The 18,229-nt window shown below is 43.6% G+C and carries 20 protein-coding genes; 12 read left to right on the top strand and 8 right to left on the bottom strand.

The genetic code is table 11. From position 1 onward, the window contains the following. The first annotated feature begins 28 nt into the window (after positions 1–28). The 4 genes from EP57_RS08490 to EP57_RS08475 all read left to right on the top strand — a co-directional run bounded on the left by EP57_RS08490 (position 29) and on the right by EP57_RS08475 (position 3,447). Entirely contained in the window at positions 29–562 is a 534-nt protein-coding gene (locus EP57_RS08490) for a ReoY family proteolytic degradation factor (RefSeq protein WP_036085833.1), read from the top strand. 234 nt (positions 563–796) lie between these two features. Further along, the gene (lhaT, locus tag EP57_RS08485; protein WP_036085832.1) at positions 797–1,390 is read left to right on the top strand and encodes a lipoprotein heptaprenylglyceryl N-acetyltransferase LhaT; all 594 of its coding nucleotides are present in this window, start codon (positions 797–799) and stop codon (positions 1,388–1,390) included. A gap of 71 nt (positions 1,391–1,461) precedes the next feature. Then, the gene (locus tag EP57_RS08480) at positions 1,462–2,145 is read left to right on the top strand and encodes a zinc metallopeptidase (RefSeq protein ID WP_036085831.1); all 684 of its coding nucleotides are present in this window, start codon (positions 1,462–1,464) and stop codon (positions 2,143–2,145) included. 45 nt (positions 2,146–2,190) lie between these two features. Next, complete coding sequence (locus tag EP57_RS08475) at positions 2,191–3,447, top strand: BaiN/RdsA family NAD(P)/FAD-dependent oxidoreductase (RefSeq protein ID WP_036085830.1); 1,257 nt, start codon at positions 2,191–2,193, stop codon at positions 3,445–3,447. Positions 3,448–3,499: 52 nt separating this feature from the next. On the opposite strand, the gene EP57_RS08470 is transcribed toward EP57_RS08475, so the two are convergent. The 3 genes from EP57_RS08470 to EP57_RS08460 are packed head-to-tail and all read right to left on the bottom strand — an operon-like array spanning position 3,500 to position 6,571. Then, positions 3,500–3,940, bottom strand: coding sequence for a DUF1801 domain-containing protein (locus EP57_RS08470; protein ID WP_036085829.1), 441 nt, complete (start codon positions 3,938–3,940; stop codon positions 3,500–3,502). Further along, positions 3,937–4,929 carry a serine hydrolase domain-containing protein gene (locus tag EP57_RS08465; protein WP_036085827.1) on the bottom strand — a complete coding sequence of 331 codons (993 nt, stop codon included), beginning with the start codon at positions 4,927–4,929 and terminating at the stop codon, positions 3,937–3,939. Before EP57_RS08465 ends, EP57_RS08470 begins: the two co-directional genes overlap by 4 nt. A 7-nt stretch (positions 4,930–4,936) precedes the next feature. Beyond that, positions 4,937–6,571, bottom strand: a complete 1,635-nt coding sequence (locus EP57_RS08460; RefSeq protein WP_036085826.1) for an NAD-dependent malic enzyme — start codon at positions 6,569–6,571, stop codon at positions 4,937–4,939. Between the two features lie 133 nt (positions 6,572–6,704). Here EP57_RS08460 and EP57_RS08455 point away from each other — a divergent pair, with 133 nt between their 5' ends. Next, positions 6,705–7,820 carry an NAD(P)/FAD-dependent oxidoreductase gene (locus EP57_RS08455; protein ID WP_036085825.1) on the top strand — a complete coding sequence of 372 codons (1,116 nt, stop codon included), beginning with the start codon at positions 6,705–6,707 and terminating at the stop codon, positions 7,818–7,820. Here the strand turns inward: EP57_RS08455 and EP57_RS08450 are convergent. From EP57_RS08450 to EP57_RS08430, 5 genes are all read right to left on the bottom strand, one after another. Next, positions 7,810–9,825 carry an ABC transporter permease gene (locus EP57_RS08450; RefSeq protein ID WP_036085824.1) on the bottom strand — a complete coding sequence of 672 codons (2,016 nt, stop codon included), beginning with the start codon at positions 9,823–9,825 and terminating at the stop codon, positions 7,810–7,812. The genes EP57_RS08455 and EP57_RS08450 overlap by 11 nt on opposite strands. Beyond that, positions 9,800–10,570, bottom strand: coding sequence for an ABC transporter ATP-binding protein (locus EP57_RS08445; RefSeq protein WP_036085822.1), 771 nt, complete (start codon positions 10,568–10,570; stop codon positions 9,800–9,802). The genes EP57_RS08450 and EP57_RS08445 overlap by 26 nt, the downstream gene beginning before the upstream one ends. A 96-nt stretch (positions 10,571–10,666) precedes the next feature. Next, positions 10,667–11,641 (bottom strand): sensor histidine kinase, encoded by a 975-nt coding sequence (locus EP57_RS08440; protein ID WP_036085820.1) that lies wholly within the window; start codon positions 11,639–11,641, stop codon positions 10,667–10,669. Next, positions 11,641–12,336 carry a response regulator transcription factor gene (locus tag EP57_RS08435; protein WP_036085818.1) on the bottom strand — a complete coding sequence of 232 codons (696 nt, stop codon included), beginning with the start codon at positions 12,334–12,336 and terminating at the stop codon, positions 11,641–11,643. Before EP57_RS08435 ends, EP57_RS08440 begins: the two co-directional genes overlap by 1 nt. Positions 12,337–12,348: 12 nt before the next feature. Continuing rightward, complete coding sequence (locus tag EP57_RS08430; protein ID WP_036085817.1) at positions 12,349–13,215, bottom strand: YitT family protein; 867 nt, start codon at positions 13,213–13,215, stop codon at positions 12,349–12,351. Between the two features lie 119 nt (positions 13,216–13,334). Here EP57_RS08430 and EP57_RS08425 point away from each other — a divergent pair, with 119 nt between their 5' ends. From EP57_RS08425 to EP57_RS08395, 7 genes are all read left to right on the top strand, one after another. Further along, the gene (locus tag EP57_RS08425; RefSeq protein WP_036085816.1) at positions 13,335–13,664 is read left to right on the top strand and encodes a nucleotide pyrophosphohydrolase; all 330 of its coding nucleotides are present in this window, start codon (positions 13,335–13,337) and stop codon (positions 13,662–13,664) included. A gap of 1 nt (position 13,665) precedes the next feature. Then, positions 13,666–14,454: a 4-hydroxy-tetrahydrodipicolinate reductase gene (dapB, locus tag EP57_RS08420; protein ID WP_036085815.1), complete on the top strand. Its 789-nt coding sequence runs from the start codon at positions 13,666–13,668 to the stop codon at positions 14,452–14,454. Between the two features lie 16 nt (positions 14,455–14,470). Then, positions 14,471–14,875: a methylglyoxal synthase gene (gene mgsA / locus EP57_RS08415; RefSeq protein WP_036085814.1), complete on the top strand. Its 405-nt coding sequence runs from the start codon at positions 14,471–14,473 to the stop codon at positions 14,873–14,875. 8 nt (positions 14,876–14,883) lie between these two features. Then, the gene (locus tag EP57_RS08410; protein ID WP_036085812.1) at positions 14,884–16,059 is read left to right on the top strand and encodes a CCA tRNA nucleotidyltransferase; all 1,176 of its coding nucleotides are present in this window, start codon (positions 14,884–14,886) and stop codon (positions 16,057–16,059) included. After that, on the top strand, positions 16,046–17,020 hold the full coding sequence (locus tag EP57_RS08405; protein WP_036085811.1) for a biotin--[acetyl-CoA-carboxylase] ligase: 975 nt from the start codon (positions 16,046–16,048) through the stop codon (positions 17,018–17,020). Before EP57_RS08410 ends, EP57_RS08405 begins: the two co-directional genes overlap by 14 nt. 186 nt (positions 17,021–17,206) lie before the next feature. Then, complete coding sequence (locus EP57_RS08400) at positions 17,207–17,725, top strand: GNAT family N-acetyltransferase (RefSeq protein ID WP_036085810.1); 519 nt, start codon at positions 17,207–17,209, stop codon at positions 17,723–17,725. A 21-nt stretch (positions 17,726–17,746) separates the two neighbouring features. Beyond that, complete coding sequence (locus tag EP57_RS08395) at positions 17,747–18,166, top strand: thioredoxin family protein (RefSeq protein WP_036085809.1); 420 nt, start codon at positions 17,747–17,749, stop codon at positions 18,164–18,166. Positions 18,167–18,229: the final 63 nt, after the last annotated feature.

Here is an 18,229-nt window from a genome sequence, read left to right as displayed (position 1 = left end):
CCCATTTTGATGGGAAGGAGTGAGTGAAATGAAAGCATCGATTAGCATTGAGGATAAAAAGGACTTTGTTAGATGGTTATTAAGTCAGCATCAAATGAAAATGAGAGAATCTATGTGGATTCTTAATTATATTGCAGGGCACGATCAAATTATGAAATATGTTCATTTTGTCGATAATGCGGAAGGTTGCCCTCGTGGACTTGTACTCACTTCTCATGGTGTGGATGATGAGCCGTTTCGTTTCTTTAAAGGCAATATCGTAACGAGTGATCCAGAAAAAGCATTTCACGATATTCGCTTGAATTGGGACGAAGAAATATATATTCAGCTGCATTTTCCGGGTGTAGTGACTTCGCCGCAATATGCGTTAGTGCGCGAGGATAGCCCATTCCAAGAGTTGCTTATCACAGATTCTGATAAGCAAATAGCAGCCCAGTTCTTAGATTCAGCAGTGGCTCATTTTTCGAAAGAGAAGTTACTTGTCGAAATTGACGCGGCGCTAGATGATTATGATGAAGCAAGATTCCAAGAGTTGATGGAACAGTTTAAACAATATAGTTAAATAGTGACGAGGTTGGGACAAAACTCAAGATAAAGCAAAATCGCTGGGCCATTTACTTTGGGTAGGATGAAAAATTTTGCTTTACACAAATCGGCGACAAACGCTCGCATCCCCTGAATGCGAGCGCTTGTCGCCGATTTATTTGGGTTATGTTCCGAACTCGTTTTTTGTTTCGTTTTTTTAGGCGAAGTTTGGTATGATAGAAAGATGAGAAGATTGGGGGAGCAGGGAGTCATGTATCGATATTTAGCGAATCGGTCGTTTTTGCGGCTGTTATTTATAGTGAACTTACTGGGAGCGGTGTACGGGTTTATTTGGTATTTGCCGCAGTTAGAAATTACGGAGCCGCGTTTTTGGCTGTTTGTGCCGGATAGTCCGACGGCTGTTTTGTTTTTTGTGTTTGTGTTGATGGCGTGGCTTGCGAAGAAGCATTGGCCGTTGATGGAGGCGTTAGCGTTTGTATGTCTGTTGAAATATGGGCTGTGGGCAGTCGGGATGAATTTGGCGTATATGATCGATTTGGGACATCTGGATATGGTTTCCTTGATGTTGCTCGTATCGCATGGTTTGATGGCGATTCAGGCGTTTGTGTATGCGCCGTTTTACCGAATTAAGTTCCAGCATTTTGCGATTGCTGCGATTTGGACGTTACATAATGATGTGATTGACTACTTATTTGGCCAGATGCCGATTTATGGCGGTTTGGATCAATATATCACGGTGATTGGCTACTGCACTTTTTGGCTGACGATTTTTGTTTTGTGGACGGTTTATGAAAAAACGTTAAAAAATACCGCTTTTAAATTAGAATTTCCTCATGAAGCTTAAAAGTTATTGAGGTTTGGCGGTTTCTCCTATATAATAAAAGTATTAAGTAGCTAGGAGGACGGGGATTTATTATGAGTATACAAATGTATATTGTTTATTTTCTGATTGTGGCCTTGATTCCATTATGGGCGCAATATCGTGTAAAAAGTACCTACTCACACTATTCGAAAGTTGCGATTCGCACAGGGTTGACAGGAGCGCAAGTGGCGCGCCAAATTCTAGATGCGAATGGTTTGCATAACGTTCCAGTACAAGAAACTGGCGGTGTATTAAGTGATCACTACGATCCACGTAAAAAAGCAGTGTTCTTATCTTCGGCGAACTTCAATGGTCGTTCGATTGCCGGAACTGCGGTTGCGGCACACGAAGTTGGACATGCGATTCAAGATGCGCAAGACTATTCATTTATGCGTTTTCGTTCCGCGTTAGTACCGATTACGATGTTCAGCTCGAACGCTTCATGGATTTTCCTTATTATCGGGATGTTGGCGACATTGCCAAACTTGATGTTGATTGGTATTGTTTTAATGGCAATCGGTGTATTGTTCCAGTTAATTACGTTGCCAGTTGAGTTTGATGCTTCCAAACGTGCACTTGTTCAAATTAACCAACTCGGACTTGTGGAATCAGACGAATTACCGCAAGCTCGTAAAGTGTTGAGCGCAGCCGCAATGACATACGTTGCAGCGATGGCAGTAGCCGTTTTGGAACTTTTGAGATTGATTTTAATTTTTACAGGTATGAATCGAAACTAGATTTTTGACGCTCTGCAAAGGGCGTTTTTTAATGGGGGTCATAAGATGGATTTTGATGTGATTGTTATTGGTGGTGGACCGTCGGGGTTGATGGCGGCTATCGCGGCGGCGGAGAAGAATAAGCGCGTGCTACTCGTTGAAAAAGGGCCAAAGCTTGGACGGAAATTAATTTTGTCGGGTGGCGGGCGTTGTAATGTGACGAATCGCAAGCCTGCGGATGAAATTATTAAGAATATACCGGGAAATGGGCGCTTTATGTACAGTCCGTTTGCGGAATTTAACAATGAAGATATTATCGCTTTTTTTGAAAAATTGGGCGTGGCGTTGAAGGAAGAGGATCATGGTCGGATGTTTCCGGTGACAGATAGTGCGCGTTCGGTTGCCGATGCGATGATTTCGCGTTTGGATAAATTGAAAGTGAAAATATATATGAAAACGCCAGTGAAACGGGTGAATTACGCGGACGGGGAAGTGGCTGGCGTGACGCTCACAGACGGTCAAGACATTACTGCGCGCTCGGTTATTATTGCTGTTGGCGGGAAATCGGTGCCTCGGACAGGATCAACTGGGGATGGCTATGCGTGGGCGAAAGCGGCCGGACACACGATTACAGAGCTTTTTCCAACAGAAGTTCCGATTACATCTAGCGAACCTTTTATTAAAAGCAAAGTGCTACAAGGTATCTCGTTGCGCGATGTTGCTTTATCGGTACTAAATCCAAAAGGAAAAGCGATTATTACGCATCAAATGGATATGATTTTCACACATTTCGGTGTGTCAGGGCCTGCCGCATTGCGCTGTAGCCAGTTCGTGATTCAAGGGTTGAAGAAATTTGCCGTTCCTGAATTAACGATGACGATTGACTTCTTTCCTGACATTGCAAAAGGTGAGTTAGAACAGCAAGTGATGCAATTAGTCAAAGATAATCCGAAAAAAGCGACTAAAAATGCGTTGAAATCGCTTATGCAAGAGCGGATGTTGCTATTTCTTTTAGAGCGAGCGGAAATTGATCCAGACGCGGATTGTATTTCAGTGGCGCAGAAAAAATGGCAAAGCTTCCTCGAAACGTTGAAGAAATTCGCTTTCCAAGTAAACGGTACGCTTGATTTTGAGAAGGCATTTGTGACTGGGGGCGGTGTTTCTGTGAAGGAAATCGTGCCAAAAGAAATGCAATCCAAGTTGACGCCAGGTTTATTTTTCTGTGGTGAAATATTAGACATTAATGGCTATACGGGTGGTTATAATATCACATGTGCGTTAGTGACAGGGCGATTAGCCGGTGTGAACGCAGCAATTCGATAAGATACAAGAAAAGATTGAGGAAACTTCCATGTTGGGAGCGCCTCAATCTTTTTTAGTTTTTAATCGCTGTTTCGTACTGGTGAATCCATTCATCCACGGTGACTTTACTCGCTAGCTCGCCGATGAGTTTGTAGGGGATTTTTTTCGGGTTGGTGAAACGAATGCAGCCTTTGCCCATGTTGAGTTTTGTTGTCATATGCTTAGGATATTCGGCTTGGAACCAAGAAAGAAGCGGCTCGTTAGCGGAAAGTCCCATGTGATAGACCGCGATATGGCGTTTTTGGGCGGCGATGGCGAAAAAGGGGAGCGAAAGGCTCGTGTCGCAATGATAGCCATCAGGATAGCGCGTTTTTGGGACGACATAGGATGGCATGCCGTATTGGATTTCTTTCGTGAAGCCAGTTGGTATATTTTCATCCACGACTTGCATCAATCTTGCAAAAGCTTCTTTCTGTTCTGGCGCAACGTCTTCCATGTATTCTTCGATTGTCATGATCTTCCTCCTATATCTTGCATAAATTGGTTTACAATATGTTCGCGACGCTCTAGAAACTCCGCATTGTCTCGGCTCGGATGGACCCGATTGGTTAACACGATGAGCGCTGTTTTCTGCTCTAAGTCAATGACTAGAAAAGTTCCTGTGAACCCCGTATGGTAAATCGCAAAATGGTCACGAGCAGGCACTAAATCCCAACCAAGTCCGCGCGATCGGTTTAAATTTGGCGTATAGTTTTGTTGCAGTGCGGCAATCGTTTCTGGTTTTAAAAGCGGGCTATCTTCATGCAAAAGTCCTTTCGTAAAGCGAATCAAGTCGGGAAGATTGCTAAATAATCCGGCATGTCCCGCGACACCACCCATTTTCCAAGCTTTGAAATCATGGACTTGCCCGGAAATAAGCCCGCGTTCTGGGTGAAGTTCTGTTGGTACGAAAGTGTTTGTCGCATCAGGATTGAAACTGCTTGCACGCATCTTTAATGGCGCCAACACATTGGTTTGTACTTGTGTTTCTAAATCACCGCTCAATGTTTCTAAAATATAGCCAAGCAACAAAAAGTTAGCATCGGCATACGTGACATTTGTGCCGGGCGGCGTTGCTTGAGGTGTCTCTATGCAGTAACGATATACGTCTTCTTTCGATGCAATCGCATAGTTCGGAATGTTTTTTGCAAGCCCAGAACTATGTGTTAAAAGATGCAAAACGGTGACTTCTGGATAGCGAAATTCGGGTAGAAAAGTTATCACGGGGTCTTCCAAATGGATTTTCCCAGCTTCGATATGTTGCAAAATAAGTGTTGTTGTCGCAATGACTTTCGTGAGAGACGCGATATCATAGACGGCCTCGGGTTCTAGAATGAGTTTTTCAGGGGTGAGTTGTTTCATGCCGATCACGTGTTGTTTTGTCCGGTTTGGGGAGATGACGGCGTAGGAAATGCCTGGTACGACGCCATCTGTAACCATTTTCTTTAACAAGGTATCCAACATAGTTACATCACTCCTTATATTCAGGAATCCATATTGCTTCGTTTACGGCTAATAGTGGGTCGGCAATTTCGCGGTTGTTCAAGCCTTGCTCGATTGTTTTTTTGACGACAGCAAGTGTGACGGCATGGGATGTTTCGCGCAATGTGGCAACAGGTGGTAGGAAAGCGGCGCCAGTGCTTGTCACATCGCTAATTTGTGTGGCAACCGCGTGACTTGCAGCGGCGAGCATTTCATCTGTAATTTCGCGAGCCTCGGTAATCACTGCAGCTAAGCCAAGTCCTGGGTATAATAAAGCATTGTTTGCTTGCCCAATAACATACGTATTGCCGCTATATTCGACGGGATCAGAAGGACTGCCCGTGACAACCAGTGCGCGTCCATTTGTCCAAGTAATCAAATCTTGTGCGGTGGCTTCGGCTAATTTTGTCGGATTAGATAATGGCAAAATCGCAGGTCGCTCTGTATGGCGGCACATCTCGTGAACAACATCCTCCGAGAAGGCTCCTGTAACGCCAGAACAGCCAATTAACATCGTTGGCTTCACATGTGCCACAATTGCTAAAAGCGTCGTTAAACGCTCTGAGAACGCCTCACTGCTTCGGGCGTATTTACGCTGTCCAGAAGTTAAATCTGGCAAATCATCTGTTAACAACCCAGGGCGGTCTACTAAATAAAAACGTGCTTTCGCTTGTTCGGCGGTCAATCCTTCATTCGCGACCATTTCAGCAACTAATTGATCAGCAATCCCGATTCCAGCCGTTCCTGCACCAAAAATGACGATGCGTTGTTCGGACAATGGCATTTTTGAAACGCGTGTCGTTGCTAAAGCCGCAGCTACAACCATTGCGCCAGTACCTTGAATATCATCGTTAAACGTACATAATTGCGCACGATACGTCTCTAAAATCCGGCTCGCGTTGTCTCGTCCAAAATCCTCCCAATGCAAAACGGCTTTTGGAAAAGAAGTTTGAACGGCTGTGACAAATTTAGCGATAAAAGCGTCATACTGTTCTGCTTGTAATCGCGATTTGCGCGATCCTAAATAACGAGCATCTGCGCGTAAGGCTTCGTTGTTTGTTCCAGCGTCAATCACGACGGGTAGCACGCAATCGGGGGCAAGACCAGCCGCGACGGTGTATACTGCTAGTTTTCCAATCGCAATGCTGACGCCGTTTAAGCCCCAGTCGCCAATACCAAGTACACCTTCACCATCTGTTACAACAATCATTCGTATTTTTTCGGGATGAGGTACGTTTTGTTTGAAAATTTGCGTAATATCGATGTCGCTATCTGCTTGTAAAAATACCGCGTCTTGCGGATTCTGCCAGTTTTCGTGGTAGGTCATGACTGCTTGTCCGATGGTGGGCGTGTAAATAATAGGCATCAATTCGGTCACATGATCCATGACTAATTTGTAAAACAAGGTTCGATTTTCGCTGTAAAGTCCCATCACGTATAGATGCTGCTCAAGCGGTGTCTTTTTGGTATGTAATGCTTCGTAAGCACGGGAAGCTTGTTCTTCTAATGTTTCGATTTGTGCGGGTATCAGGCCGTGTAAGCCCCATTTCTCGCGTTCTTCTTTTGTAAATGCGGTTCCTTTGTTTTGGATTGGGTCATTTAGTCGTGCATAGCCATTCATCATTTTATCCTGCTCCTTTTGTAGTCTTACCTACATTTTACACTAGATTAGCCTGAAAAATCGACTAATTACAACGGACTTGTGTTCTATGTTCGGAATTTGTATAATGAGTGGGATTAGATGGAGGGAAGAAACTATGGAAAAAATCGTGATTATTGGCGGGGGAATCGTTGGCATGACTGCGGCTTACTTACTTTCCAAACAGCAAAAAGAAGTTATTGTTATCGATAAACAAGAACGAGGTCAAGCAACGTACGCGGCGGCTGGCATTGTTTGTCCGTGGCTGTCGAAACGCCGCAATAAAGTTTGGTATGAACTGGCCAAAGACAGCGCGCGTTATTATCCAGCGCTTATCGAACAACTGGCGCAAGATACCACGAAAAATACCGGTTACAAAATGGTCGGTGCGCTTTGTTTACGCGATACGGAAGAAAAGTTAATCGAATTAGAACAAATTGCGCGTAGTAGAAAAGAGGAAGCGCCAGAAATCGGTGACATCAAGCGATTAACGCCAAGCGAGACGCAAGACATGTTTCCAATCGTTGCTCCTGGTTTTGGCTCAGTTTATGTGAGTGGTGGAGCGCGTGTGGACGGTGCTTCCCTGGTTGCTGCGTTACAAGATGCCGCGATGAAGCAGGGCGCGACGGTGATTCACGGAAAAGCGAGACTAGAAAAAAGAGGCGAAACTGTGCAGGTAGTTGTGGGGGAACAACATTGGACGGCAGATAAAATTATTTTGGCAGCAGGGGCTTGGCTTTCTGAACTGATTCAGCCACTTGGTCTGCAAGCCGCGATTCATCCGCAAAAAGGGCAGTTACTTCATTTGGAATGGAACGAGCAGGTGACGAATGATTGGCCAGTCGTGTTGCCGCCAAGCGCTAAGAGCATCGTGCCATTTGATGACGGTCGCATGATTATTGGCGCGACACATGAAAATGAGGACGGATTTGATTTAGAGCCAACCGAAGCTGCGAAAATAGAAATTTTAGATGAGATTGCTCGTTTTGCGCCAGAAGTGAAGCACACAAAAATAGCGGAAATCCGGGTAGGTACAAGACCATTTACGCCAGATTTCACGCCAATTATCGGTGCTTTGCCGACAGCCAAATCGATTTTTGTGGCTAACGGACTCGGTTCTTCAGGACTTACAACAGGTCCTTATGTCGCCAAGTTATTAGTGGATCTGATTGCTGGGAAAACATTGCAAACCGATATTACTGGTTTTGACCCGAGCAATGCCATCACTTCATAACGCGGTGTAGTTGTTTTAAATAGTTGTATTTTACTAAGAAATAATAAATACATTGGACGCCGACAAAAATACCAATGACAATCCCGACGTTCTGCCAAATATTGAATTCTAGTAAGCTTTGGAGCGCTATAAAAGCAACGATGGAGTGGATAATCGCGACGAGTAACGGTAGGAAAAACATAACTCTTAGTTGTCGTGCCACGATTTTGTGCAGTTCTGGTTTGGTGAGACCGATTTTGAAAAGCATTTTGTATTGTTGGTCATCACGTTTTAAATCGCTATGCAGGCGAAGGTAGATGAATCCAGCGGAGAACGTATAGAATACGGCGCCACATAGGACGGTAAGTAACATGAGCAAGCCGTTTGTTTGTTTCATTCCTTGCCATTCTAAGGCCAGTGATTGGAAGTTTACAAATTCGCCAGTCTCGCTGTTCATATTTTTTTCGTTCCATTTGTCGACGTCTGCATGTAGTTTCTTGGAAGCGGGGATCGTTTCTTCCCAGTTTTCTGTATGGAATAGACTGTAATTCAAGAGGTAATTCGAGTTGTCATCCGGAGTTTCACGAAATTGTGCTTCAGATTTTTGCCATAGTGCATCAATGTCGCTCTGATTGGCGACGACTGTAACGTCTTCCATGCTACTCATGGTGAAATTATATGGAAAACGATTGATTGGCGCTGCTTGTTTGACGGGCAGTGTTACTTTTTGTGACTTAAAGGTGATAGCGAGTTCTTTTGGCAAATCTTTTTTTAGTTTATCAGCACTTGGCGAGCTACTTGGCAACAAAATCACACTGCCAGGCGCCACAGAAAGTTTCTTTTCGTTACGCAATCCCATCAAATCATTATAGTTATCGATGGACAAGAACGTATAGAAGGACGTTTCATCAGGATTTACATAGTACGTTATTTGATAAAATTTACCGGATGCTGTTTTATAATCTGTAATGTTTTCGCTAGCAAATGTTTTTTTAGCACCATCTAGAAGACTTTGGTCCACCGGTTTACCGCCGTAAGCGCTGTACGTAATCGCATATGGATTTTGCGACATCTCAGCAAGTCCGCTACTACCAACCGCTGAACTTGTTCCCATCGCTGTAATGGCCGTAGCCGAAACGACCGCAACGATGAAAAAAGTACTCACATTGTCACGCATTTGATAGATCAATTCAGAAAAAGTAAGCAAATTGGTCCGCTTGAAGAAAAAACGTTCGCGCTTACGCAATCGATTTAAAACAAAGACAAGCAGTTGACTAAAGAAGAAATACGTACCAATCACGACAAGCACAACACCAATGAGCAATGGCTTAAACGAAAAATCAAAACGATTCGTGAAAATCAGAACGGTCCCGTATCCAGCGCCGATGAATAGAACAGCGAGAAAAGCAAGATACCAAGCCGCTTTAATTTCTTTTTTCGGTTGTTTTTGTGAGGCGAGTAGTTGTTTCAAGTTATTGACGCGCACAGAAAAAGAAGTCACGGCAGAAATCACTAAAAACATACAGCCAAAAATCAAGAATGTGATCAAAATCGGCTTCCAAGGCATATAAAAAGGCAATGTTTCCGTTAACGATAAAATATTAGAACAAATCAGCAGAATTACTTTTGAAAAAATAAAGCCAAACAAAATCCCGCAAATCACAGCGGCAAGTCCAGCCAGCATATTCTCCCAAAAAATCAATTTGGTCAACTGTTTCTTATTAATACCTTGAATAAGTAAAAGGCCAAATTCTGCTTTTCGTGTTTTTAAAAACGTACTAACGGCGTAAAAACAAGCAAAAGCAGAGAATAACACGATAATTACTTGCGATATTTGAAAACCAATCATGGCAAAATAACTCAGCGTCTCACTAGAAGAATCAATCGTATCTTGAAATTCAGGGTGAAAAATGAGCAGGGCATACACAAAAAACATCGTGACTGCAAAAAATGTCGTAAAGAAGTAGGGGCCATAGACTTTCGGATTGCGACGGACATTATTAATGACGAACTGGCGGAATGACATGTTGCTTTCCTCCTAGAAGTGTTAACGTGTCCATAATTTGCTGATAAAAAACAGCTGTATTATCCCCACAATAAATTTCGTTATATAGCGAACCATCTTTAATAAAGACGACGCGATCACAATAAGAAGCAGCCTGCGGATCATGCGTTACGAGCAATATTGTCGCTTCTTCCTCTTGATTCAAACGACTGAGCAACTGCATCACTTCCGTACTATTTTTCGAATCTAAGTTTCCAGTCGGTTCATCTGCTAAAAATAACTTTGGATCATGAATCGCAGCACGCGCAACCGCAGTACGTTGCGATTCTCCGCCTGATATTTCATACGTGCGCTTCGCCAAAATCGGCGTAATCCCAAGTTTATCTGCAATCACTTCGAGCCGCGCATCCATCTCTGCAAGTGGCGTTCCATCAAGCGTTAACGGTAACAAAATATTTTCGCGAACCGTCAATGTATCTAATAAATTAAAAGACTGAAAAATAAAGCCTAATTCTTTCCGTCTAAACGTAGCGAGGTCATTGAAGTTCAGCAAATAAGGATTCGCATCATGAATCAAGACGTTCCCGCTTGTTGGAGGATCAATCGTTGCAATCATGTTTAACAGCGTTGTTTTGCCGCTTCCAGAAGGTCCCATGATGCCAACAAATTCTCCTTTTTCAACCGTTAAATCTAAATTGGAAATCGCTTGATAATTCACGTTTCCAGTATATATCTTATTGACTTTCTCTACTTTTAAAAGTGCCATATGTAGGCCTCCCTTTCTATTAACTAAGACTAGTGTAGCAAAAATAGAAAATTGGAAGTATTGATTACGATAACAAAGTCTTACGTTCTTGTAAGTTTATTTTGGCATGCGAATAAGGATCGTTGTACCAATACCAACTTCGGATTCGATAGAGAGCCCGTAACCAAGTTTTTGACAGATTTCGGAGACGAGGAAAAGTCCCATTCCGGTAGACTCTTGGAATTTGCGACCGTTTTCGCCGGTGAAGAAGGGACGGAGGACGCGTGGCAAGTCCGCTTTTTCAATGCCGATGCCGTGGTCGCGAACCGTTAATACGCAATACTTTGCTTCCAAGACGGCATTAATTTCGATTGTACTGCCTTTTTCTGGGGAATATTTAATGGCGTTTGTAAGCAGTTGACCAAGCATGAAAATGAACCATTTCTTATCCGTTTCAAATTGGAAGTCCTCGTCAATCGTCACTTTCGGATAGAGTTGCTGACGAATAAAAAGGCGCTTATGTTCATTGACAGCCTCGGTGACAAGCGTGCGCAAATCGCTGTATTCGACAACGAAATCATTTTCAAATGTTTCCAAACGAAGTGTATACAGTACAGTATCAAGCCCTTGTTTGATGCGATCTGTTTCTTCTTGAATACTGCGTAACGTCGGGTCAGACTGGTTTTGCGTCATCAGCTCAATAACGGAGACGGGCGTTTTCATTTGGTGTACCCACTGGTTAATAAAGATATTTCTGTCTGCATCTTTGGAACGCCATTTTTGCAAATCGATTTGGTAGGCTTGGTATTGCTTCGCCAAATAATATTCGAACGCTTGACTAAAAGCAGAGCCTTTGTCGGGTTGAAACTCTGAGGCCACTTGTTCCGGATTTTGGAGGCGCTTGTAAATGTGGCGATAACCAGCATACCGAATCGCCAAAAACACTATCGCAAGCACTGTCCACAGAAATAGCACGTAAAGAAGCAGCCTCCCATTGCGAAAACCGTCCAGCCAAAAAATGCCGACCGTGGATAACGCGAGTATCAAGGCGAATAACAAAAAAGAAATGTGGCTTTTCAAAAAAAGACGCATCAAGATTCCTCCTTATAAACCCACTGATAACCGTATCCGCGTACCGATTTAATCGGATCTTTTACGCCAAGGTCGAGCAGTTTTTTACGCAAGCGGGCCACGTTCACACTGAGCGTATTATCATCAATAAACGTGACTTCATCCCAAATTTCTTCATAAAGCAAATCACGATTGGCGACATTCGGCGCTGTTCGCCAAATCACTTCGAGCAACTTCGCCTCATTTTTGCTTAGTTCTAGCGTTTGCCCGTCTCGTTCAATCGTAAATTTCAAAGGATAAAAAGACAAGTTGCCTTCATGAAATTCAGGTTCTTGGTATTGATTGGCGAAATCTCCGTACACGCGTCGTAATTGTGCGCGGACTTTGGCAATCACGACTTGGTAGGAGAACGGCTTTGTTATGTAATCATCAGCTCCGTTTTCAAGTGCCATGACTTGATCGATTTCCCCATCACGCGCTGAAATAAAAATAATCGGACATGTCGAGACTTCCCGAATTTTGCGGCACCAAAAATATCCGTCGTATTTCGGCAAATTAATATCCAGCAACACAAGATGCGGCGACACCTCCTCAAAAAGGGGCATTACATCATCAAAATCCGTTGTCACATGAGCGTCAAGATTATACCTGCGCAAATAATCTTGCAGCAACGTCGCGATTTTTGGATCATCTTCTATAATTAATATTTTTTCCATCAGAGTTCCTCCCTAAAGTAGTGGCTTTTTATTTTCGTCCAGCGTGAACCCTTCACCCATCACGTCATGAACAATCGAGACGGAAACAAAGGCATGCGGATCAATGGCATTGACGATATTTTTCAGCTGCACAATTTCATTTTTGGCGACGACGATATAGAGGACATCTTGGTCGTTTTTAGAAAAGCCACCGCGTCCTTCAAGTACCGTCACACCACGATTCATCGCGAGCATGACATGTTCTGCAATTTTGTCGTTATGTGGGGAAATAATGAGTGCGCCCCGAGCAGCGTAGGCTCCTTCTTGCATGAAATCAATCACACGCGCTCCGATAAACACGGCAACGAGCGTATACATCACTTGGCGAACATCTAAATAAGATAGCGATAGCGTAAGCACCACGGCATCAATCGCGAAAAGCGTCCGCCCCATACTGATGCCTTTTTTACGATTCAGCACTTGGGCAATAATGTCACTGCCGCCCGTCGTTCCACCGTAGCGAAACACAAAGCCAAGCCCAATACCTGTAAAACCACCAGCAAATAACGCGACAAGCAATAAATCTTGATGTAAATCCAAACGATAAGGCACGCGTTGGAAAACCCATAAAGACAAAGAAAGCCCAACCGTTCCAATAATTGTATAAATCAGCGCTCGATTTCCAAGAATACGCCAGCCAATAAAAAATAGCGGAATATTGAGTGCTAAGTTAGAATACGCCGGATCAATACCAGTGAAATGTAGCAGCAAGAGCGTAATCCCCGTTAAGCCGCCTTCTCCGAGGTCATTGGCGATATTAAAGTTGACAAGACCAAACCCGTAAATGGTTGTTCCGAGTAGAATAAATAAAATATTTTTGATGCGGACATCACGCCACATAGCGCATCGCTCCTTTTTTATAGACGTAGCAATGGTTTGTTAGCTATAATGATTATAAGAAATCAAAACGGGGTAACCAACCCTTATATCAGTTTACCACAAAAGGAGCGTAATAAAGCATGGCAAAAACGATGCAACAACTACAAGATGAGGTAGACGCGCTGATTGGCCAGTTTGAAGAAGGCTATTTTTCGCCACTTGCAATGATGGCGCGCGTGACAGAAGAAACCGGGGAACTTGCCCGTGAAATCAATCATTACTACGGAGAAAAACCAAAGAAAGCAAGCGAACCAGAAAATACGGTAGCCGCTGAACTTGGAGACGTATTATTCGTATTAATTTGTATGGCAAATTCGCTAAATATTAGCTTAGAAGAGGCCCACGATGCTGTCATGAAGAAATTTAAGGAACGTGACGCCGATAGATGGACCAAGAAGGAGGACAAATGAGATGAAGGTAGCAGTATTAGGTTTTAAAGGTAGAATGGGGCATGAGGTCGTAAAGACAGTCCTCCGCGAAGCAGACCTGGAACTAGTAGCAGTTCTAGATCATGCGCCAGAAGAAAAGAACATCCGTGAAATCGCTGAATTTGCAACGCTTGACGTACCGGTTTTTGGTGATTTAGAGGAGTTACTAACAAGCGTGAAAGTCGATGCTGTCGTTGATTTCACCACACCAAAAGTAGGCTATTCCAACACGAAAACGGTCTTAACACATGGCGTGAGTCCAGTAGTTGGCACGACCGGTTTTACACCAGAACAAATTACCGAATTAACGGAACTTGCCGCATCCAAAAAAATCGGAGCAATTATTGCGCCTAATTTTGCCGTTGGAGCGGTGTTAATGATGCAGTTTGCGCAAAAAGCTGCGAAATACTTCCCAGATGTGGAAATTATTGAGTTACATCATGACAATAAATTAGACGCGCCAAGCGGTACAGCAGTGAAAACAGCAGAAATGATGGCGGAAGTTCGCGATCCGAAACAACAAGGTGCGCCGCAGGAAGAAGAAACGATGAAAGGCGCGCGTGGTGCAGACTATGAAGGCATGCGCATTCACAGCGTTCGCTTACCAGGATTAATCGCACATCAACAAGTACAATTCGGCGCAGAAGGACAAGGCTTGACGATTCGCCATGATTCTTATGACCGAATTTCCTTTATGTCTGGCGTTGCTTTTTCGATTCGTCAAACAAAAGAATTAGACACACTGGTTTACGGTTTAGAAAATTTAATTTGATGAGGAGTGGAAATACATGAACATTGCCTTAATCGCACATGATCGTAAAAAAGAATTAATGGTGGAGTTAACGCTCGCCTACAAACTTATTTTGGAGCCACATGCATTATTTGCAACAGGGACAACCGGAAAACGAATTATGGAGGCAACAGGCCTTTCGGTGCATCGTTTCCAATCTGGCCCACTTGGCGGCGATCAGCAAATTGGTTCCCGTATTTCCGAAAATAAGATGGATTTAATTATTTTCTTACGCGATCCTCTTACAGCTCAGCCACATGAACCTGATGTGACGGCGCTGATTCGGTTATGTGATGTTTATGAAATTCCACTAGCGACAAATATTGGGACAGCAGAAGTACTATTGCGCGGCTTACAAGAAGGCTTTTTAGATTGGCGCGATTTACGACGGAATGAGGAATAGGAGACATAATGAAAGAAATTTTTAGAAAGGCCGTGCCTGTTTTAGAAAAGCTAGAACAGGCGGGTTTTGAAGCTTATTTTGTGGGCGGCTCTGTTCGTGATGTGATTCTTGGGCGTGATGTTGCGGACATTGATATTGCGACAAGCGCGTTTCCAGAAGAAGTGAAGCAAATATTTACGCGAACATTTGATACAGGAATTGAACACGGAACGGTCTCGGTGCTAGAAGCGGGCGAAATATATGAAATTACGACGTTCCGAACCGAGGGCACCTACGCGGATTTCCGGCGTCCAGACGAAGTGACTTTTATTCGTTCCCTAGAAAAAGATTTGGAACGCCGTGACTTCACGATGAACGCGATTGCGATGGGCTTAGACGGTCGTTTTATTGATCCGTTTGGCGGGCAAGAGGATATGAAGAAGAAACAAATACGCGCAGTCGGCAAGCCTTGGGAACGATTCCATGAAGATGCTTTGCGAATGATGCGTGGCGTTCGTTTTGTGAGTCAATTGCAATTTCAGTTAGAAGCAGATACATACGCGGCGATGCAGCAAAACCGTGCCTTATTAGCAAACATTGCAGTCGAGCGCATTGCTGTAGAATTGGTGAAATTAATGAAAGGCCAAGCGGTAAAAGAAGGACTGAAACTGCTCGCTGAACTGGACATGCTCCCCTTTTTACCAGGTTTTCAAGAGAAAGCGCCGGCCGTAGAAGCCTTGCAAAACTGGCATTTAGAGGATTTACAAGAGGAAACGGTGATTTGGTTTGTGCTTGTTTTGGCATTAGAACCTGAAAATGTCACGTCTTTTTTACGTGCGTGGAAATTGCCGAATAAATTAATCCGCGATGTCGCCAAAGCGATGAAAAAAGCAGAGAAAACAGTGTGGAGCGACTACGAACTGTTTGAGACTGGGATAGAAACTGTGCGGCTGATAGATTACGGTCACTATGTACGCACTGGAAAAAGTCAGTGGAAAGACTTGCAGGCGCGCTTTTTGGCATTACCGATTCAGTCGCGAAATGATGTGCAAGCAAGTGGCAATGATGTGATGACGTGGACAAATAAAACAGGCGGTCCTTGGTTAAAAGAACTGCTTGCACGGCTGGATCAAGCCATTATTGAAGGCGACATCGCGAATAATCCGGAAGAAATTAAAGGATGGGTGAAACATGTTATCAACTAATCGACGTCAATTATTAGACGTTTTTCGCGCAGCAGAGGGGCGTTTAGTTTCAGGACAAGAGATTGCAGATGCTTTGAATTGCAGTCGTACAGCTGTTTGGAAACACATGGAAGAACTGAAAAAAGTAGGTTTTGAGATTCAAGCGAAACGAGGTAGCGGGTATTCGATTCAACCGACAGACGATGGCTTCACGGAAGAAGTACTGTATTTCCGCGCGAAGACGCATTTTATTGGACAACATATGTCGTTTCATGAAACAGTCGCTTCGACACAGCTTGTGGCACATCAACTCGTTGGCGAAGATGCGGCAGATGGCACGGTGGTCATTGCCGATGAACAAAAAGCTGGCAAAGGACGTCTTGCGAGACCTTGGGATTCACAACCTGGAACGGGAATTTGGATGAGTACCATTTTGCGTCCAGAAATTCCAATGCAGCAAGTCCCGCAGTTCACGTTCATTGCTTCGCTCGCTATTGCCGAGGCTATCGAAAACGTAACGGGCTTAGCGCCGCAAATCAAGTGGCCGAATGACCTATACATCAACAAGCGCAAAGTGTGTGGCGTTTTAACAGAAATGCAGGCAGAAGCTGACCAAGTTCGAGCGATTATCATCGGAACAGGTATCAACGTCAACCAAACCGAGTTTCCAGAAGAACTTCGTGAAAAAGCGACCTCTCTTGCGATTCTGGCAGGCAATCCTGTCTCTAGAGGTGCTTTGTTTGGTGAAATCGTGCAACAATTAGAGAAATACTATCAGCTGTTCCTAGAGCAAGGTTTCGCGCCAATTAAGTTATTATGGGAGGAACGTGCGATTCCATTTAACGAAACGATTGTCGCTAAAACATTGCGTGGCGAAGTCCGAGGAAAAGTGAAAGGAATATCCGATGAAGGGATCTTAATAGTGCAAGATGCGGCAGGACAGGAACATAGCATCTTTTCAGCAGATATTTCGCTAGATTAGTAATTTTCTTTTTTAGCGCAAAAACAGCCATTGAAAATTGTTAAACTGTGCTTGAAAAAAACGATGAGGCTATCAAATTGGATGTAGCGGTATGCGAAATACGATTTTAAAAATTTTTTCGGCTTTTTTCTTTTCGTGGGGAGTTTAGTATACTAGATAAAACCGCTGGAAAAGGAGAGTTGGCAGATGGAGTTTAGATGGCTGGCGCGTAAGGAATTGGAGAAATTAAAGCAAATTGACCGTAAAGAATTGGTGGAAGAAGTGTACTATGTTCGCGATCACGAGTTGCGTCTTGTGAGGGAATTTTATGATATTGATGGTTGGCTAGAAAGCGAATTAGGGCTTTATTTGCAACGCTTGCAATCGGTTTTTGACGGTGAAGGGGTTATTATTGGTGCGTTTGATAATAACGTGTTAGTTGGCATTGTGTCGTTAGAAGGCTATCTGATTCATGGGAAGACGATGAAGTTAGACATGCTGTATGTCAGTCATGATTACCGGAAGCAAGGACTAGGCAGACGGCTTGTCGATATTGCCACGCAGGAGGCGACGGAACTTGGAGCAAGCGAACTATACATTTCGGCGACACCAGTGCGCAATACAGTTGATTTTTATATGCGATTAGGCGCGGAGTTAGCAATGCCTCCAGATGCCTATTTGTTTGAATTAGAGCCATTAGATATTCACTTAATATTACCAATATGAAAGTAAGGGGATTAAAGATACATGAAGAAATACCTTTTGTTCGTTGTAATAGGTTTAGTTGTAGTGCTCGCTGCATGCGGCGGGAGTAAGACGGAAGACAGTAAACAGTTGGATAAAATAACATTGGCGGAATTCCAAACGAAATTGGAAAATAAAGATAGTGGTTTTGTGTATATTGGAAGACCGACTTGTCCGGATTGCCAAGCGTTTCAGCCAACGCTAGATAAGGTGTTGAAAGATAAAAATATGCGTTTGGATTATTTTGATACAGACGCGGCACGAAAAGAAAAGGAAGAACAAGCGAAGCAATTTTTGCAAGATATGAAAGTGAAAACAGTCCCAGTGATTTTCTATCTAGAAAATGGCAAAGAAGTGTCACGCTATGATGGAAATGACGATGAGAAAGCACTAGCGGCCTGGTTTGATAAGTATAGTAAATAAGAACAAGGCGCATGTTAGGAAGTAAAAGCATGCGTCTTTCGTATAATTATGCGGGTTGAACTG

It is taken from the genome of Listeria booriae (assembly GCF_000766865.1).
GTDB classification, from domain to species: domain Bacteria; phylum Bacillota; class Bacilli; order Lactobacillales; family Listeriaceae; genus Listeria_A; species Listeria_A booriae.
Note: the sequence above shows the minus strand (reverse complement) of the source record. Positions and strands in the feature narration are given on the sequence as shown.

What these genes read in the sequence shown, in the direction of transcription:
- EP57_RS08490 (WP_036085833.1), top strand. Translation starts at nt 29, where the DNA reads ATGAAAGCATCGATTAGCATTGAGGATAAAAAGGACTTTGTTAGATGG.
- lhaT (WP_036085832.1), top strand. Translation starts at nt 797, where the DNA reads ATGTATCGATATTTAGCGAATCGGTCGTTTTTGCGGCTGTTATTTATA.
- EP57_RS08480 (WP_036085831.1), top strand. Translation starts at nt 1,462, where the DNA reads ATGAGTATACAAATGTATATTGTTTATTTTCTGATTGTGGCCTTGATT.
- EP57_RS08475 (WP_036085830.1), top strand. Translation starts at nt 2,191, where the DNA reads ATGGATTTTGATGTGATTGTTATTGGTGGTGGACCGTCGGGGTTGATG.
- EP57_RS08470 (WP_036085829.1), bottom strand. Translation starts at nt 3,940, where the DNA reads ATGACAATCGAAGAATACATGGAAGACGTTGCGCCAGAACAGAAAGAA.
- EP57_RS08465 (WP_036085827.1), bottom strand. Translation starts at nt 4,929, where the DNA reads ATGTTGGATACCTTGTTAAAGAAAATGGTTACAGATGGCGTCGTACCA.
- EP57_RS08460 (WP_036085826.1), bottom strand. Translation starts at nt 6,571, where the DNA reads ATGATGAATGGCTATGCACGACTAAATGACCCAATCCAAAACAAAGGA.
- EP57_RS08455 (WP_036085825.1), top strand. Translation starts at nt 6,705, where the DNA reads ATGGAAAAAATCGTGATTATTGGCGGGGGAATCGTTGGCATGACTGCG.
- EP57_RS08450 (WP_036085824.1), bottom strand. Translation starts at nt 9,825, where the DNA reads ATGTCATTCCGCCAGTTCGTCATTAATAATGTCCGTCGCAATCCGAAA.
- EP57_RS08445 (WP_036085822.1), bottom strand. Translation starts at nt 10,570, where the DNA reads ATGGCACTTTTAAAAGTAGAGAAAGTCAATAAGATATATACTGGAAAC.
- EP57_RS08440 (WP_036085820.1), bottom strand. Translation starts at nt 11,641, where the DNA reads ATGCGTCTTTTTTTGAAAAGCCACATTTCTTTTTTGTTATTCGCCTTG.
- EP57_RS08435 (WP_036085818.1), bottom strand. Translation starts at nt 12,336, where the DNA reads ATGGAAAAAATATTAATTATAGAAGATGATCCAAAAATCGCGACGTTG.
- EP57_RS08430 (WP_036085817.1), bottom strand. Translation starts at nt 13,215, where the DNA reads ATGTGGCGTGATGTCCGCATCAAAAATATTTTATTTATTCTACTCGGA.
- EP57_RS08425 (WP_036085816.1), top strand. Translation starts at nt 13,335, where the DNA reads ATGGCAAAAACGATGCAACAACTACAAGATGAGGTAGACGCGCTGATT.
- dapB (WP_036085815.1), top strand. Translation starts at nt 13,666, where the DNA reads ATGAAGGTAGCAGTATTAGGTTTTAAAGGTAGAATGGGGCATGAGGTC.
- mgsA (WP_036085814.1), top strand. Translation starts at nt 14,471, where the DNA reads ATGAACATTGCCTTAATCGCACATGATCGTAAAAAAGAATTAATGGTG.
- EP57_RS08410 (WP_036085812.1), top strand. Translation starts at nt 14,884, where the DNA reads ATGAAAGAAATTTTTAGAAAGGCCGTGCCTGTTTTAGAAAAGCTAGAA.
- EP57_RS08405 (WP_036085811.1), top strand. Translation starts at nt 16,046, where the DNA reads ATGTTATCAACTAATCGACGTCAATTATTAGACGTTTTTCGCGCAGCA.
- EP57_RS08400 (WP_036085810.1), top strand. Translation starts at nt 17,207, where the DNA reads ATGGAGTTTAGATGGCTGGCGCGTAAGGAATTGGAGAAATTAAAGCAA.
- EP57_RS08395 (WP_036085809.1), top strand. Translation starts at nt 17,747, where the DNA reads ATGAAGAAATACCTTTTGTTCGTTGTAATAGGTTTAGTTGTAGTGCTC.